The organism is Nonomuraea basaltis (assembly GCF_005893125.1).
GTDB classification, from domain to species: Bacteria; Actinomycetota; Actinomycetes; order Streptosporangiales; family Streptosporangiaceae; genus Nonomuraea; species Nonomuraea basaltis.
In genome coordinates, this window is the sequence record NZ_VCJS01000073.1 from 39907 (window position 1) to 57014 (window position 17108).

The 17108-nt window shown below is 72.2% G+C and carries 12 protein-coding genes; 10 read left to right on the top strand and 2 right to left on the bottom strand.

The genetic code is table 11. The annotated features are described in order from the left end of the window. The first annotated feature begins 58 nt into the window (after window positions 1–58). The 5 genes from pgfA (at window position 59) to EJK15_RS30895 (ending at window position 5115) form a co-directional block, all read left to right on the top strand. On the top strand, window positions 59–979 hold the full coding sequence (pgfA, locus tag EJK15_RS30875) for a cell envelope lipid trafficking protein PgfA (protein ID WP_138714005.1): 921 nt from the start codon (window positions 59–61) through the stop codon (window positions 977–979). After that, window positions 976–1863, top strand: a complete 888-nt coding sequence (locus EJK15_RS30880) for a decaprenyl-phosphate phosphoribosyltransferase (protein WP_138714006.1) — start codon at window positions 976–978, stop codon at window positions 1861–1863. Before pgfA ends, EJK15_RS30880 begins: the two co-directional genes overlap by 4 nt. Then, on the top strand, window positions 1860–3179 hold the full coding sequence (locus EJK15_RS30885; protein WP_138714007.1) for an FAD-binding oxidoreductase: 1320 nt from the start codon (window positions 1860–1862) through the stop codon (window positions 3177–3179). Before EJK15_RS30880 ends, EJK15_RS30885 begins: the two co-directional genes overlap by 4 nt. Continuing rightward, window positions 3176–3913 (top strand): decaprenylphospho-beta-D-erythro-pentofuranosid-2-ulose 2-reductase, encoded by a 738-nt coding sequence (locus EJK15_RS30890; protein ID WP_138714008.1) that lies wholly within the window; start codon window positions 3176–3178, stop codon window positions 3911–3913. The genes EJK15_RS30885 and EJK15_RS30890 overlap by 4 nt, the downstream gene beginning before the upstream one ends. A 95-nt stretch (window positions 3914–4008) precedes the next feature. After that, on the top strand, window positions 4009–5115 hold the full coding sequence (locus tag EJK15_RS30895) for an NAD(P)H-dependent flavin oxidoreductase (RefSeq protein WP_138714009.1): 1107 nt from the start codon (window positions 4009–4011) through the stop codon (window positions 5113–5115). A gap of 43 nt (window positions 5116–5158) precedes the next feature. Here EJK15_RS30895 and EJK15_RS30900 read toward each other — a convergent pair whose 3' ends face one another. Next, entirely contained in the window at window positions 5159–5968 is an 810-nt protein-coding gene (locus EJK15_RS30900) for a crotonase/enoyl-CoA hydratase family protein (protein WP_138714010.1), read from the bottom strand. 161 nt (window positions 5969–6129) lie between these two features. Here EJK15_RS30900 and EJK15_RS30905 point away from each other — a divergent pair, with 161 nt between their 5' ends. From EJK15_RS30905 to EJK15_RS30925, 5 genes are read left to right on the top strand one after another with little or no spacing between them, the layout of a single operon-like run. Then, window positions 6130–7677, top strand: a complete 1548-nt coding sequence (locus tag EJK15_RS30905) for an acyl-CoA synthetase (protein WP_138714011.1) — start codon at window positions 6130–6132, stop codon at window positions 7675–7677. After that, window positions 7667–8566, top strand: coding sequence for a Zn-ribbon domain-containing OB-fold protein (locus EJK15_RS30910; RefSeq protein ID WP_171074627.1), 900 nt, complete (start codon window positions 7667–7669; stop codon window positions 8564–8566). Before EJK15_RS30905 ends, EJK15_RS30910 begins: the two co-directional genes overlap by 11 nt. Continuing rightward, on the top strand, window positions 8563–9582 hold the full coding sequence (locus EJK15_RS30915) for a thiolase domain-containing protein (protein WP_138714012.1): 1020 nt from the start codon (window positions 8563–8565) through the stop codon (window positions 9580–9582). Before EJK15_RS30910 ends, EJK15_RS30915 begins: the two co-directional genes overlap by 4 nt. A 1-nt stretch (window position 9583) precedes the next feature. After that, complete coding sequence (locus EJK15_RS30920; protein WP_138714013.1) at window positions 9584–10732, top strand: thiolase domain-containing protein; 1149 nt, start codon at window positions 9584–9586, stop codon at window positions 10730–10732. Window positions 10733–10782: 50 nt separating this feature from the next. Then, window positions 10783–12369, top strand: coding sequence for an acyl-CoA synthetase (locus tag EJK15_RS30925; protein ID WP_138714014.1), 1587 nt, complete (start codon window positions 10783–10785; stop codon window positions 12367–12369). A 6-nt stretch (window positions 12370–12375) separates the two neighbouring features. On the opposite strand, the gene EJK15_RS70995 is transcribed toward EJK15_RS30925, so the two are convergent. Beyond that, window positions 12376–17108, bottom strand: a 4733-nt coding sequence (locus EJK15_RS70995) for a hypothetical protein (RefSeq protein ID WP_171074628.1), incomplete at its 5' end; no start/stop codon positions are given.

The window sequence follows — 17108 nt, forward strand, 5'->3', positions numbered from 1 at the left end:
AGTTTCAGTACTTAATCACCCATACAGGCGTCCGTGCACCTGCACACATGGAGGGTCCATGAACCGGGTCGTCGTTGGCAGCGTTCTCATCGCCGTCGGGGCATTCCTCATCGTTCTGGCTCCCTTGGTGCGCTTCCAGGTAGCACCCGCACTCATCGCCGCGAAGGGCGACCAGTACGGGATCACCAAGCTCCGGGCGACCGGTGCGCAGTACTTCAGCATTCCCGACGGCAAGGTGCTGACCGCCGACCTCGACATCATCGTCACCACCCGTGGCGACGTGAAAGAGGCGGTCGGCGACCGGGTCGTGTGGGACGAGTTCACCGCCGTGAACGACGTCACCAACGGCAAGCCCGGCATCAGCTTCACCGAGCGGCGCAGCGCCTTCGACAAGCGCTCGGGCGTCGGGCTCAACTGCTGCGGCGTCAGCATCGACAAGGCTCCGGTGCAGTTGCAGGGCCAGATCTACAAGTTCCCGTTCGACGTGGAGAAGAAGACCTACCTGGCCTTCAACTCCAGCGCGGGCAAGGCGTTCGAGGCCAAGTTCGTCGGCGAGGAGCAGGTCAACGGCCTGAACACCTACAAGTTCGAGCAGGTCGTCCCCGAGACCCAGACGCAGACCCTGAACGCGCCCGCCGCCTTGTTCGGCATGGGAACGTCGGGCGACGTGCAGCTCAACCGCGTCTACTCCGGCACGGTCACCTACTGGATCGAGCCCACCACCGGCGCCCCCGTCCGCCAGGAGCAGCAGCGCAACGAGGTGCTCAAGAGCCAGGACGGCATCGAGCGCGCCAAGGCCTTCGTGGCCACGGCCAAGATGACCGACGAGACCATCGACGAGCTGGTGAAGAGCGCCGGCGACGGCAAGAGCCAGATCACCCTGATCAGGACCACGCTGCCGATCGTGCTCGGCGTGGTGGGCGTCGCGCTGTTCGTGGGGGGCCTCCTGCTGGCCCTGCGCGGCCGCCGGGCCGTATGAGCCAGGACGTGGCCGCCCGGCCCTGGACGGCCACGCCGGCGCTGGCGCTGGTCAGGGCGGCCAGGCCGCGCCAGTGGCTGAAGAACGTGCTGGTCCTGGCCGCTCCCTTGGCGGCCGGGGTGCTGGGCGAGCCGCGCAGCCTGCTCGCGGTGCTGCTGATCTTCGTCGCGTTCTGCCTGGCCGCGAGCGGCTCCTACCTGATCAACGATGCCGCCGACGCGGAGGCCGACCGGCTGCACCCGCGCAAGCGGCAGCGGGCGATCGCGGCTGGGATGGTGTCCGTGCGGGCGGCCCGGGTGACGGGCGTCGTCCTGCTGCTCCTGGCGCCCGCGGTCGCCGCGCTCACCGGGGGCTGGCAGTCGCCCGCGGTGGTCGCCGGGTACATCGCCCTGACGCTGTCGTACACGCTGTGGCTCAAGCACCAGGAGGTCGTGGACCTGATCGCGGTCGCCGGGTGCCACGTGATCAGGGCCTACGCCGGGGCCGTGGCGGTGGACGTGCCGGTGACCGGGTGGTTCCTGGTGGTCGTCTCGCTGGCCGCGCTGCAGCTCGTGGCGGGCAAGCGCGAGGCGGAGCTGCGGGCCAGGGGCGTGACCGGGACGCGCGCGACGCTGGCCGCCTACTCGCCCGCCTACCTGTCCCAGGTCCGGATCATGTGCTCGGGCGCGATGATCGTGACGTACTGCCTGTGGGCGCTCAACGCGCACGACGACCTCTTCTACGGGCTCAGTATCATCCCGTTCATGCTGCTCGTGCTCAGGCACAACCTGCTGGTGGACCGGGGGAGCGGCGAGGAGCCGGAGGAGCTCGCCGTACGCGACCGGCCGACCCTGATCTTCGCCGCCTGGCTGGTCCTCATGGTCGGCTTGGGGATCTACACATGACGACGTTCCTGACCGGCTGGGGGCGCACGGCGCCCACGCCGGCCGTGCTCACGCGGCCCCGCTCCGTCGAGGAGCTGTGCGAGCTGATCGGGGCCGCGCCGGGGCGCGGCGTGGTGGCGCGGGGCCTGGGCAGGTCTTACGGCGACGCCGCGCAGAACGCCGGCGGCCTCGTCCTCGACTGCACCGGCCTCGACGGGTGGACCTTCGACGAGGGCAGCGGGCTGGTGACCGCCTCGGGCGGGGTCAGCCTGCACGAGCTGATGACGGCCCTCGTCCCGCGCGGCTGGTTCGTCCCCGTCAGCCCGGGCACCAGGCACGTCACCGTCGGCGGCGCCGTCGCGGCCGACGTCCACGGCAAGAACCACCACCGCGACTCCTCCTTCGGGGCGCACGTCCGCTCTCTGACCTTGGTGACCGCCGACGGGACGGCCCGGACCCTCCGCCCCGGCGATCCGCTCTTCCAGGCCACCGTCGGCGGCATGGGGCTGACCGGGGTGATCGCCGAGGCCACGTTCGGCTGCGTGCCCATCGAGACCTCCCTGATGCGGGTGGACGTGGAGCGCACCGCCGACCTGGACGAGACGCTGGCGACCATGGCGGCCACCGACGACCGCTACCGCTACACGGTGGCCTGGATCGACCTGCTCGCCCAGGGCCGCCGGATGGGGCGCAGCGTGCTCACCAGGGGCGATCATGCGGCGCGTACCGACGAGAAGGAGCCGCCCGCCTTCGCGCCCGGCGCGCTCGTGCGGGCGCCCGCGTGGGCGCCCGGCGGGCTGCTCAACGGGCTGAGCGTGCGCGCCTTCAACGAGGTCTGGTACCGCAAGGCGCCGCGACGCCGGACGATCGTGCAGGGCATCGCGCCGTTCTTCCATCCGCTCGACTTCGTCGACGGCTGGAACCGCATGTACGGCTCCCGAGGGTTCGTCCAGTACCAGTTCGTGGTGCCCTTCGGCGCGGAGGAGACGCTGCGCGGCATCGTCGGGGCGCTGTCGGCGCACGGCACCGTGTCGTTCCTGACCGTGCTCAAGAGGTTCGGACCGGGATCGGGCGGGCTGCTGTCGTTCCCCATGCCCGGCTGGACCCTGGCCCTGGACATCCCCGTCGGGCAGCGCGGGCTGGCCGGCCTGTTGCGCGGCTTCGACCGGCGCGTGGCCGAGGCCGGCGGGCGCGTCTACCTCGCCAAGGACTCGCGGCTGCACGCTGACATGATGGCGGCCATGTATCCCGAGCTGGAGCGGTGGCGGCAAATCAGGGAGCAGGCCGATCCCGCCGGGCTGTTCCGCTCAGACCTGGCCAGGAGGCTGCGGTTGTGAAGAACGCTCTCGGCGCGGTCGACACCGTGCTGCTGCTCGGCGGGCGCAGCGAGATCGGCTTGGAGATCGTCAGGCTGCTGGTGGGGCTGGGCGCGAGCCGGGTGGTGCTGGCCGTGCGGGGCGAGTTCGTCCCGCCAGAGCTCGACGCGGAGGTCCATGTCGTGCCGTTCGACGCGCTGGACGTCCACGCGCACGGCGCCGTCTTTTCCAAGGCGGTGGAGCTGGTCGGCGACCTCGACGTGGTGATCTCGGCCTTCGGCGTGCTGGGGAGCCAGGCGCACTACGACGCCGATCCCGCGGCCGCCGCGGAGGCGGTCGCGGTCAACTACAGCGGTCACGTGTCGGCAGGGCTCCACGCGGCCAGGGTGCTGCGCGAGCAGGGACACGGCACGCTCGTGATGCTCTCGTCGGTGGCGGGCGCGCGGGTGCGCAGGGCCAACTTCGTGTACGGCTCGGCCAAGGCCGGGCTCGACGGGTTCGCCCAGGGGCTCGGCGACGCCCTGCACGGGTCGGGCGCCAGGGTGCTGATCGTGCGGCCGGGCTTCGTGATCGGGCGGATGACGGAGGGGCTCACTCCCGCGCCGATGTCCTCGACACCCCGGCAGGTGGCCCTGGCCACGGTGGGCGCGCTGCGTGACGGCGCGTCCTCCGTCTGGGTGCCGCGCGCGCTCGGGCCCGTCTTCGGCGTGCTGCGGCTGCTGCCCCGCGCGCTCTGGCGCAGGATGCCACGCTAGAACCCGTTCCCCCGGGATGATTGAGCCGGCACCGAGCAAAGGTTCTAGAGTAGAACACGTTGCAGTTAGCCGGATCCGCGGCATATCGTCGGCTCATGCGGACACGTGTGACGGACATGTTCGGAATCGAGCTCCCGATCTTCGCCTTCAGCCACTGCAGGGACGTGGTAGCGGCCGTCAGCCGCGCGGGCGGCATGGGGGTGCTCGGCGCGCTCTACTTCACGCCCGAAGAGCTCGAGATGGAGCTCAAGTGGATCGACGACCACGTGGACGGCAGGCCGTACGGCGTGGACGTCGTCATGCCCGCCTCCTACGAGGGCGCCGACTTCGCCGCCGAGGAGCTGGTGGGCCGCCTGCAGACGATGATCCCCGCCGGGCACCGCGCCTTCGTCGAGGGCCTCCTCGCCAAGCACGGGGTGCCGCCGCTCTCCTCGGACGCGGACGCCGGCAAGGTCCTGCTCGGCTGGACCGACGCCACGGCCCGCCCACAGGTCGAGGTCGCCCTGCGCCACCCCATAGCCCTCCTGGCCAACGCCCTCGGCCCGCCCCCCGCCGACGTCGTGGACCTGGCGCACTCCCACGGGGTGAAGGTCGCCGCCCTCGCCTCCACGCCCCGACACGCGCTCAAGCAGGTCGAGGTGGGGGTGGACGTGGTGGTCGCCCAGGGCACGGAGGCCGGCGGCCACACCGGCGAGATCTCCACGATGGTGCTGATCCCGCAGGTGGTCGACGCCGTGGACGTCCCCGTCCTCGCGGCCGGCGGCATCGGCAACGGCCGCCAGATGGCGGCGGGGATGGCGCTGGGCGCGGAGGGCGTGTGGACCGGCTCCCTCTGGCTCACCGTCGAGGAGGCCGACACCCCGGAGATGGCCAAGCGCCGCATCCTGGAGGCCACCTCCCGGGACACCGTCCGCTCGCGCAGCTGGACCGGCAAGCCGGCGCGACTGCTCAAGAACGAGTGGACGGACGCGTGGGAGTCGGAGGAGTCGCCGGGAACGCTGCCGATGCCGCTGCAGTTCATGCTGGTGTCGGACGCGCTGCGGCGAATCGGCCGCTCGGACGCGTCGGAGCTGGCCACGTTCCCGGCCGGGCAGATCATCGGGATCACGAACCAGGTCCGGTCCACGAAGGACGTGGTGTTCGGTCTGGTGGAGGAGTACGCGGAGGCGCTGGACCGCCTCTCGCGCATCACCGAGGACTGACGCCGGGCCGGGCGCCGATCGCCGAACGGCCCGGCGTCCCGGTTCAGTGGGCGTGGTAGGCCGGAGGACGCTTCTCGCGGAAGGCGCGGGTGCCTTCCTTGGCGTCCTCGGAGCCGATGACCGGCCAGCCGAGGTCGTCCGACACCTTCAGGGCCTCCGGCTCCGAGAGGCCCAGGGTGTCCCGGTACGTGCGCAGGATCGCCTGGACCGCCAGCGGTCCCGAGGCGGCCACGTCGCCGGCCAGCTCGCGGGCGGCCGCCAGCGCCTGGCCGTCCGGCACCACGCGGTTGACCAAGCCCATCGACAGGGCCTCCGCCGCCGTGATCGCGCGGCCGGTCAGCAGGAGGTCCATGGCATGGCAGTACGGGATCTGCCGGGGGAGGCGGACGGCGCTGCCGCCCATGGGGAACAGTGCGCGCTTGGCCTCGAACAGGCCGAGCGTGGCCGACTCCGCCACCACCCGCAGGTCCGTGCCCACCAGCAGCTCCGTCCCGCCGGCGACCGCGTAGCCCTCCACCGCGCAGATGATCGGCTTGGTCGGCAGGTCCTCGCGGAGCAGGCCCTTCCAGTGGAAGTTGGGGATCTGGGCGGCCCTGGCCTGGACCTCCGGGTCCGTGGAGGGCTGTCCCATGGCCTTGAGGTCGGCGCCCGAGCAGAACGTGCCCTCCGCGCCCGTCAGGATCGCCACCCGGATCCCGGCCTCCGCCGACGCGTACGCCCACGCCGAGGCCAGGCCGATCAGCATGTCCGAGGAGAGCGCGTTGCGGGCCTCCGGGCGGTTCATGGTGACGATGAGGACGTGGCCGTCGCGTTCGACCCGGCAGTGGGGGGTGCTGATCGGCAGGAGCTCCACGGATGCCTCCGAAGTATCTAATCAAGCGCTTGCTACGAAGTTCGGCCCCAGGATACGCTCCCAGCAGCAAACGAGAACAGGTTCCTATTTTGCTCGCCGCGACGGCATATGGCGACCGAGCCCGCCTCACGGAGTGAGGCCAGGAGCACTGAGGAGATCAGATGGGCACGCTCGGTTTCTGGAGGCTCGCGCAGGCGGATCCCGAGTGGATCGCGGTCGTGGACCCCGACGGTACGCAGCACCGCGCCGGCGACCTCCTGGCCAGATCGAACCGCCTCGTCCACGGCCTGCGTGACCTCGGGCTCAAACCCGGGGACGGCATCTGCGGCCTGGTCCCCAACGGGGCCGACGGCCTGGTGCTGTACCTGGCGGCGCTCCAGGCCGGCTGGTACTACACGCCGATCAACTGGCACCTCGCCGCGCCGGAGATCGCGTACATCCTCTCCGACAGCGAGGCCAAGGCGTTCTTCGTCCATCCCCGCTTCGCGGCGGAGGGCGCCAAGGGCGGCGAGACCATCGAGCCCGGCCGCCGGTTCATGCTGGGTGACGGCATGGACGGGTTCCGCCCCGCGAGCGAGCTCACCGACGGGCAGCCGGACACCGCGCCCGCCGATCGCACCGCCGGCGCGACCATGCACTACACCTCGGGAACCACCGGCAAGCCCAAGGGTGTCAGGCGCCCGCTGAACGGCCTGGACCCGGACGACTCCGCCGAGCTGATGACGTTCCTGCTCGGGCTGTTCGGCATCACGTCAGGCCGGCCCAACGCCCACCTGGTCACCTCCCCGAACTACCACACCGCCGTCACGCAGTTCGGCGGCACGGCGCTGCACATGGGCCACACGCTCGTCTACATGGACAAGTTCGACGCCGAGGAGCTGCTGCGGCTGTGCGAGCGCCACCGCGTCACCAACTCCCACCTGGTGCCGACGCACTTCAAGCGGCTGCTCTCGCTGCCGGAGCAGACCCGGAAAAAGTACGACCTGTCCTCGCTCACATGGATGATCCACGCCGCCGCCCCCTGTCCCGTCCCGGTGAAATGGGCGATGTTGGAGTGGTGGGGCGACTGCGTGTACGAGTACTACGCGGCCACCGAGGGCGGCGGCACGCTGGCCACCCCCGAAGGCTGGAAGGCACACCCGGGCACGGTCGGCACGGCCTGGCCCATCAGCGAGCTGCTCATCGTGGACGAGCAGGGCGAGCCCGTACCGACCGGCAGCCCCGGCACGATCTACATGAAGATGATGGGCGCCACGTTCGAGTACAAGGGCGACCCGGCCAAGACCGCCGCGAACCGCCTCAAGGACTACTTCACCGTCGGAGACATCGGCTACCTGGACGAGGACGGCTTCCTCTACCTCTGCGACCGCAAGGCCGACATGATCATCTCCGGGGGCGCGAACATCTACCCGGCCGAGATCGAGAACGAGCTCATGATCCACCCGAAGGTGGCGGACGTGGCCGTGTTCGGCATCCCGGACGAGGAGTGGGGCGAGCAGATCAAGGCCGTGGTCGAGCCCGCGCCGGGCGTCGATCCGGGCCCGGAGCTGGCCGCGGAGCTGATCGCCTCGCTGGAGGGCCGGCTGGCCAGGATGAAGTGGCCCAAGAGCGTCGACTTCATCGCCGAGATGCCCCGCGAGCCGAACGGCAAGCTGCTCAAACGCAAGCTCCGCGCCCCGTACTGGGAGGGACACGACCGTGCCATCTGACCCGCTGGTCGCCCAGCACGTCCTGGAGTTCCCCGGCGGCTACACGCGTACGACGGGGCCGGTGGTGGGCCGGTTCCTGAGCGAGCTGCGCGGGCGCCGCATCGTCGGGGTGCGCACCGCGGAGGGCCGGGTGCTGGTGCCGCCCCTCGAGTACGACCCCGCGACCGGCGAGCCCGTCACCGGCGAATACGTCGAGGTCGGCCCGGCCGGCACGGTCACCACGTGGGCGTGGGTGCCCGAGCCGCTCGACGGCCACCCCCTGGACCGCCCGTTCGCCTGGGCGCTGATCAAGCTCGACGGCGCGGACACGGCCCTGGTCCACGCCTTGGACGCCGGCAACCCGAAGGCGCTCCAGACCGGCATGCGGGTCTGGCCGGTCTGGCGGGACCGGCCCACCGGCCACATCACCGACATTGCGCATTTCGCCCCCGAGGTCTCCAAGATCGTGTCGAACGTCCGCTCCGAGTACCGCCTCCAGGCCGGCGGCGCACTGCGCGTCTTCCTCGAGGGCATTGAGCGCGGCGTCTTCCTCGGCAGCCGCTGCGACCAGTGCGACAAGGTTTACGTGCCGCTGCGCCACTCCTGCCCCGAATGCGGAAGCACCATCTCCGAAACGCGCGAACTGCCCGACACCGGCACGATCACCACGTTCGCCATCAACAACCTGCCGGACCCGCGGGCCCCTCAGGTGCCGTTCGTGTCGGCGTACATCCTGCTCGACAACGCCGACATCCCCATCATCGCCCTGATCGGGGACGTGCCCGTACACGAGGTACGCCAGGGCATGCGCGTGAAGGCCGTCTGGGTCCCCGAGAGCGAGCGCACGGCGTCCATGGCGAACATCCGCTGGTTCGCCCCCACCGGCGAGCCCGACGGGGAGCTGTCATGAGAGAGGTCGCGATCGTCGCGTTCGCCCAGACGCGGCACACCGCCCACGACACCGGCCTGAGCGAGCCCGAGCTGATCCTGCCCGTGATCAACGAGGTCAAGGAGCGCACCGGGCTCAAGCGGTTCGGCTTCACCTGCTCGGGCAGCTGCGACTACCTCGCGGGCGCCCCGTTCTCGTTCGTGTCGGCCCTCGACGCGCTGGGCGCCTGGCCGCCCATCTCGGAGAGCCACGTGGAGATGGACGGCGCCTGGGCGCTGTACGAGGCATGGGTACGCCTCCAGCACGGCGACATCGATTCCGCCCTGGTCTACGGCTTCGGCAAGTCGTCGCTCGGCGACCTGCGCACGATCATGACCCTCCAGCTGGACCCGTACTATCTGGCTCCGCTCGGCCTCGACCAGCTCTCCTACGCCGCGCTCCAGGCCGGCGCCGTCAACGCGGACCGGAAGGAGCTGGACGAGATCGTCCGCCGCAGCCGCGCGGACGGCCGGAGCAACCCGTACGCGCTCGACCTGCCCGACCCGGAGGACGACGACTTCGCGGTGCAGCCGCTGAAGAAGACGGACGTGCCGCCCATCACGGACGGCGCGGCCGCGATCGTGCTCGCGACCGGGGACCTGGCCGCGCGGCTGTGCGCCAATCCCGCCTCCATCAAGGGCATCGCCCATCGCATCGAGCCCCACTACCTGGGCATGCGCGACCTGGCCAGATCGGCCTCCGCGGCCGACGCCGCACGCGCCGCGGGGGTCGGCAAGGGGCCCGTCGAGGTGGCCGAGCTGCACACACAGTTCCCGCACGAGGAGATCATCCTGCGCGAGGCGCTGGAGCTGACCGGCGACACGCTGATCAACCCGTCGGGCGGCCCGCTGGCCGCCAACCCCGTCATGGCCACCGGCCTCATCCGCATCGGCGAGGCGGCCCAGCGCATCCTCGACGGCCACGCCCGCCGCACGGTCGCCCACGCCGCCGGCGGCCCCTGCCTGCAGCACAACCTCGTCACCGTACTGGAGGCCTGAGATGGGTAACCGCTGTGCGGTCATCGGCGTCGGGCAGACGCACTACACGACCAGACGCAGGGACGTGTCGATCGCCGGGCTGGTGCGCGAGGCGGCGCTGCGGGCGCTGGAGGACGCCGGGCTCACGTTCAAGGACATCGACGCCGTCGTCATCGGCAAGGCGCCGGACCTGTTCGAGGGCGTGATGATGCCGGAGTCGTACCTGGCCGACGCGCTCGGCGCGGCCGGCAAGCCGATGATGCGGGTGCACACCGCGGGCAGCGTCGGCGGGTCGACGGCGCTGGTCGGCGCGAGCCTCGTCCAGGGCGGCGTGCACGACCGGGTGCTGGTCGTGGCGTTCGAGAAGCAGTCGGAGTCCAACGCCACCTGGGCCCTGTCCACGCACCTGCCGTTCAGCGCGTCGCTGGTGGTGGGCGCGGGCGGCTACTTCGCGCCGCACATCCGCGAGTACATGCGCACGTCCGGCGCGCCCGATCACATCGGCACGCTGGTGGCCGTCAAGGACCGGCAGAACGCGCTGAAGAACCCCTACGCCCATCTGAAGATCCCCGGCATCGACCAGAAGATGGTCGAGTCCACGCCCATGTTGTGGGAGCCGATCCGCTACCTGGAGACCTGCCCCTCCAGCGACGGCGCCTGCGCGATGGTCCTGGCGTCCGAGTCCGCGGTCACCGGCACCCCGGCCTGGGTGCACGGCACCGCCATGCGCTCCGAGCCGATCTTCCGCGCCGGGCGCGACACGGTCAGCCCGCAGGCGGGCAAGGACTGCGCGGCCGACGTCTACCGCCAGGCCGGCATCGCCGACCCGCGGCGGCAGATCGACGTGGCCGAGACGTACGTGCCGTTCTCCTGGTACGAGCCGATGTGGCTGGAGAACCTGGGGTTCGCGGCGGAGGGGGAGGGGTGGAAGCTCACCGAGTCGGGCGCCACGGCGCTCGACGGTGACATCCCGTGGAACGCCTCGGGCGGGGTGCTGTCCAGCAACCCGATCGGGGCCTCGGGGCTGATCAGGTTCGCCGAGGCCGCGCTGCAGGTGCGCGGGATGGCCGGCGAGCACCAGGTGGACGGCGCCCGTACGGCGCTCGGCCACGCCTATGGCGGGGGAGCCCAGTTCTTCGCGATGTGGATCGTCGGACGGGAGAAGCTCTGATCCCTGCGGGGACACCCCGCATACCCCGGACCAAGGAATAAGGGGTTTCTATGGAATTCAACCACGCGGACCTGTTCGAGGGGCTCGCGGACGCGATCGGTGACCGGACCGCCGTGATCTGCGGCCCGGACCGCCGCACCTACGCCGAGCTGGACGCCGAGTCGAACCGGCTCGCCCACTACCTCATCGACCTCGGCATCCAGCCGGGGCAGCACGTCGGGATCCATCTCTACAACGGCATCCCGTACATCGCCGGCATGCTGGCCGCGCTCAAGATCCGGGCCGTGCCGATCAACGTCAACTACCGGTACGTCGAGGCCGAGCTGCTCTACCTCTACCGGGACTCCGACATCCGGGCGCTGATCTACGACGTCGAGTTCGACGCGCGGGTGGCCGCCGTCGCCGGGCAGGCGCCGCTGCTGGAGCACCTGATCTCGGTCGGCGGGCCGTCGGCGATCGGCTCCGCGGTGCCGTACGAGACGGCCCTGGAGCGGGGCAAGCCGGAACGGGGCTTCCCGCCGCGCTCGGGACAGGACGTGTACATCATCTACACCGGCGGCACCACCGGCATGCCGAAGGGCGCGATGTGGCACGTCGAGGACCTGTTCATGGGCTTCGGCGGCGGCAACCCGTACGGCGAGCCGCGCGCCACCCCGCAGGAGGTGATCGACGCGGCCGTCGGGTCCGGCCCCATGGTCATGATGCCCGTCGCGCCACTGATGCACGGTGCCGCGCAGATGGCCACGTTCATCGCCTGGTGGATGGGCGGGACCGTCGCGTACGTCCCCAAGTTCGACGCCACCGAGGTGTGGCGGGCGGCCGAGCGCGAGCGCGTGAACACCATGAACATCACCGGCGACGCCATGGCCAGGCCCATGGCCGAGGCGCTGGCGAAGAGCTCCTACGACGTCTCGTCGCTGTTCGTCATCAGCTCGACCGGCGCCATCCTGTCCGGAGCCGTACGTGACCGCCTCCAAGAGCTGCTCCCGAACGCCATGATCCTGGACAACTTCGGCTCCACCGAGTCCGGCTACACCGCCTCAGGCGTGGCCGGGTCGTCGCCGGAGAAGGGCCTGCGCTACCAGCCGAACTCCGTGGTCAACCTGGCCGTGCTCGACGAGAAGGGCCGCCCGGTCGAGCCCGGGTCCGGGCAACTCGGGACGGTGGCGAGGTCGGGGCGGGTCGCGTTCGGCTACTACAACGACCCCGGCAAGACCGCCCGCACGTTCGTCACCGACGAGCAGGGCACCCGGTGGCTGCTGACCGGCGACCTGGCGAGCATCGACGCCGACGGCACCGTGAACGTGTTCGGCCGGGGCTCGCAGTGCATCAACACCGGCGGGGAGAAGGTGTTCCCCGAGGAGATCGAGGCGGTGCTCAAGGGGCATCCGTCCGTGTTCGACGCGGTGGTGACCGGGGTGCCGGACGAGCGGTGGGGGAACAGGGTCGCGGCCGTGGTCGAGCCGCGGCCGGGCGTCGAGGTCACGGCCGAGGAACTGGACGCGCACTGCCGTTCGTCGCTGTCGGGATACAAGGTGCCCCGTTCGTACGCGTTCGTCGCGGAGATGGTGCGCTCGCCCGCGGGCAAGGCCGACTACCGCTGGGCGCGGGAGATCGTGGAGGCCGGCGAGGCCTGAGGCTCGTCAACGGATGGTGAGGCGGCGCAGGTCGTCATCGACCTGCTTCGCCTCCTCATTTCTGCCTGCCTTCTCCAGCAGCGCCAGCCGGGCGCGCAGGACGTCGCACAGCAGCTCGGCCAGGCCCTCTTCCCTCGCGTCGGCGATCACCTCGCTCAGCAGCCCCGCCGCGACCCGCAGCGCGGCCTCGGCCGCGTCCTCCCGGCCCAGCTCCTGCTGGCAGAAGCCGAGCCGGGCATGCGCCACGGCCCTGGCCAGCAGGTCGCGGGTCACCTGCGTGCCCCGGTGGAAGACGAGGCTCGCCTCCAGTGCCCGCCCCGTCTCCATGAGCGCGTCGCCCAGCAGGAGCATCGCCCTGGCCAGCAGGCCGGACAGCGGTGGATTGCCGGGGGCGTAGCGTTCGAGCGTCGCGACCGCCTCGCGCAGCGGCCGCACCGCGTCGGCGGACAGGTCCCGCATCCTGAGCGCGGCGGCGAGCGTGAGACTGGCTCCGGCCCGGCTGGTGTGCAGGGCTTCGGCGTTCATGCCCGTGGTGAGCAGGTCGTCGTAGATCGCGATGGCCTCGCGGGCCCTGGCCTCGGCCTCGGATCCGTCGTCCAGCCGCAGCAGCGGCAGCAGCTCCGAGCTCTGCGCCAGCGAGTCGGCCAGGATCGCCCGGTACGTCAGATCGTCCGGCGACCGCCTGGCCAGCGGGATCAGCCGCTCCACGAACGCGTTGGCCTCGGCCAGCTCGCCGAGCATCATGTGGCACCTGGCCAGCCGCTGGAGGGCGAGCGCGTGCTTGACCGTGCCCTCCTGGTGTCCGGTCGTGGCGATCCTGGCGTACTCGGCCGCCTCCTCGGCCCGGCCGCCCGCCAGCAGGTCGTCGGCGATCATCGCGGCGACCTCGGCGGCCTCCGCCGGCCTCGGCAGCCGGGTGTAGATCTGCAGCGCCTCCACGAGGTGGGCCAGCGCCTCCTGCCTCCTGCCGGAGGCCCGCAGCACCTGCCCCCGTACCTGGGTGGCCTGGGCCCGCACCTGGGGCAGCTCCTGGCCCCGCTCCCTGGCGCGTTCCAGCTCCGCCAGGGACCAGGTGACCGCCTCCAGCGCGGCCTGCGGGCGCTCCAGCATGGCCAGGCTGGAGCCGAGCCGGCCGTACGTGGCGGCCGCCACGGCCGGGTCGTCCAGCTCGTCGCACAGGTCGGCGGCCCGCTCGCAGTGGGCCAGGGCCTCCACGGCGCGGCCGCGGTCGAGCAGCTCGACCGCGTAGAGGCCGAGGGCGGTCGCCAGCTCCCTGCCGTTCTCCTCGTCGGTGAGCAGGGCGATGGCCTGCTCCATGGTGGTGAGATCGTGGTGGTCGAGGCGGGCGAGGGCGGCGAGCGCCAGCCCGAGCCCCCCGCGGTACGCGCTGGAGAGGGCGGCCAGGCCGCGGTGGACGCGGACGGCCAGCCTGGCGGCCAGGACGGCGCTCGCGGTGTCGTTCGCCTGGGCGGCGATGGTGCTGAGGCGGGCCAGGCATCGGGCATATCGGTCGTGCAGGTCGGCGTCGCCGCTCAGCGGCACCTGCCGTTCGAGGGCTCCGGTGAACGCCGTGAGCGGTGGCAGCAGCGCGGCCGGGTCCGCGCCGTCCGACATGTCGCCCACGTACGCGGAGAGCTCCTCGATCAGGGTCCTGAGCACCTCGGCACCGGGCAGCGGGCGCATCTCCAGGATCCGGGCGTACAGCACGATCCCGGCGGCCGGTCCCTCCTCGCGGGCCCTCAGTCTGGCCAGGCGGACCAGGGCCAGCAGGTGGACGCCGGCCAGGTCGGCAGGCGCGGGGCCGTGCTCGGCCAGCAGCGCGGTGCCCTCGGCCAGCTTCGACCTGGCCGCGTCGTCGTCGTGCAGCTCGACCAGGCACAGGCCGCTCAGCTCCAGGCAGGCGGCGGTGATCACGCGCCCGCCCGCCGACGGCTCGGACGGCTCCGACGACAGGACGTCGAGCGCCCTGGTGGCCGACTTGAGCGCGCCCTCCACGTCCTGCCTGGTGAACCGGATGCCGCCCTGCAGGCGCAGCGCCCCGGCGAGTGCCACGGCCGACTCGATCCCCTCCGACACGAGCGCGGCGTACAGCCTGACCAGCCGGTCCGCCGCCGCCTCCGCATCCGACGGGCACGCGGAACGCGACAGCGCGACGGTCTCCAGGACGAGCAGCTCGGCCAGCTCCTTCCCGGACGCCGGGCTCGCCCCCGCCTGGCCGTGTGACTCGATGGCGGTCAGCAAGTGCGGCACGGCCTCCTTATGGCGGCCGAGCCCCACGAGCGTCCGCCCGAGGGCCGCCTCGACCTGGCCGACGGCGATCGCGTGCGGCCGATCCGGTACGGCGTGCCGCTGGAGCAGCTCGGCCGCCTGCATCGCGAGCGCGAACCCGTCCGCCGCCCGGCCCGCGTCCGCCCAGGCGCGGGCCAGCAGGGCCTGGGCCGAGAGGTAGGCGTGGATCTCCTCCAGCCGCGGCTCGCCGGCGCTCTCGACCGCCTTGCGGCGCTCGGCCAGCAACTGCTCCGCCCTGGCCACGGCCTCCTCCGGTCGCCCGTTGACCAGCGCCAGCATCCAGTGCCGCGCGCCGTCTGGCGGCGGGGCCGGCCGTGAACGGCCCAGCCTGGCCCGTACCTCGTCGAGATGGCGCTCGTAGGTGCTCTCTTCCGCGCTCAGGACGTCGTACAGCTCAGCGGCGATCTCCAGCTGCGCCAGGCCGTCCGCGGCCCGGCCCAGCTCGTCCAGGCACAGGCCGAGCAGCCGCCTGGCCCTGGCCTGCGTGTGCCGCTCGGCCGCCACGGCCATGGCCTCCTGCAGTGGGTCGAGCGCCTCCTCCGGGCGGTCGTCGAGCAGCAGCAGCTCGCCCAGGTCGAGCAGCCGATCGGCCAGGGCAGGGCGGAATTCGCCGGGTTCGAGCGCGGCCAGCGCCCGCAGGTTACGCACGGCCTCGGCGGCGGACCGGGCGGCGGCATCCAGGTCGTCCAGGTCTCCGTGCAACCTCGACAGCAGGCCGGCGGCCTCGGCCAGCATGAGCCGCAGTCCGGGCTCCTCGGCCGCGAGCCCGCGCAGCCGCACGACCGCCTCGGCGGCCGGGACCAGGGCGTCGGCGTTCCTGTCATGGTCGTGGAGCCAGGCGGCGAGGAGATGGAGGCGGTGGGCCAGGTCACGGTTGGTGGTGGCGGTGTCCTTGACGGCCGTGGTGGCGGCGACGACAAGACAGGCGGCCAGCTCGGGCAGCGCGGTGGTGTCAAGCCGGTCGAACGGCGTTCGCGACGCGGTGGTGTCCAGCTGCTCGAACGGCGTCAGCGGCTCCGGGGTGGTGGGCGACAGCGGGAGCGGATCCGGCACTATCAGCTCGGGCGCCGCTACCGGCTCAGGAAGAGGCGCCGGCCCGGGTCGCACCATCGGCTCGGGCCCAGCCGCCGGATCCGCGGTCGTGGAGAGCACGGACAGGACGCCTGCCAGGTCGGCCGCCACCTCGGGATCGCCGCCCGCCGCCTCGAACGCCTCGACGGCCTCGCCCGTCAGCCCGGCTCCCACCAGCGCACACGCCAGGTTGTAGTGCACCCGCGCGGCCTGCCCCGCATAACGCGTCTCGCCGCCGACCACGTCCTCGGCAAGGATGCGGAACCTGGCCGCCGCCTCCTGCACGGGCTTGAGCGCACTGCCGGGCTCGCCCGCGAGCAGCAGGCAGGCACCCAGGTTGTACAGGGCCTCGGCGCGCGCGACCGCCGCCTCGTACGGGGGAGCCGCGCCGAAGATCTCAACGGCCTCCGCGGCTGCGACGACCGCCTCGCCCACCCGGCCCACGGCGGCCAGCCGCTCCGACAGCGAGGACAACGCCCCGGCCAGCGCGATCGGCTCACCTTCCGCCCGCAGGTGCCGTACGGCCAGCTCGCCGAGCGTCACGTCGAGGGCCCGCAGCCCCAGCCGTGCGTCCCGTCGTACCGGCAGCCCGGCCGCGGCACCGGCGATCTCCCGGTCGTCGGCGAACAGCCCCAGCGCGGCGTTGAGCGCGTCGCCGAGCCGGGTGGCCGGCGCCGCCGCAGCCTCCGCGACCATCCCGCCGATCCTGCCCGCCACCAAGGTCCGCAACGCCGACCCGACCCGCGCCGAGTTCGCCGCCAGGCGGAGGACGTCGAGCATGTGTACGAGGTGCTGGGCCGTGCGGCCCTCGTGATCGTGTACGGCGAGGACGAGCGTGTCCAGGCCGTCCGTCTCGGCGAGGAGCCGCTCGGCCAGGACGTCCGGTCCGAGCGGAACCAGCCGCTCACCACCGGAGAAGATCCGGCCCAGCCAGCGAGCCACGTCCCGGATCCCGCCATGGAGTCCCGCGTCACCGTGGGCGTCGGCACTGCCCAAGGCCGCGTCTTGCGGCCCAACGGCGCTCGGAACCGCGCCTTGGGCCTGGGCGATCGCCGGGATGATGCCGTGCGGGTCGGTGGCATCCGGATCGAAGTCGCCTAACCCGGTGGTGCCCGAATCGGAGCCGCCGCCTGCGGTGGTGCGCGCGGCAGCCGGTGTGCGGAGGCCGGGCACCGCCGTGAGCAGGCCGGGCAGCTCGGCGGGCGTGGGAGCGGTGAGCGTGAGCACCACCAAGGCCTGCCGCGCCGTCAGGTCATCCACTCGCTCGTGCCCGGCCGGCCACGCCCGCGCCCACTGTTCGTACTCGCGCGCCAGAAACCTGCCGGCCAGCCCGCCACCCACCCCGCCGCGGCCGCGGACGTCTGCCGGGTCTGCCGGCC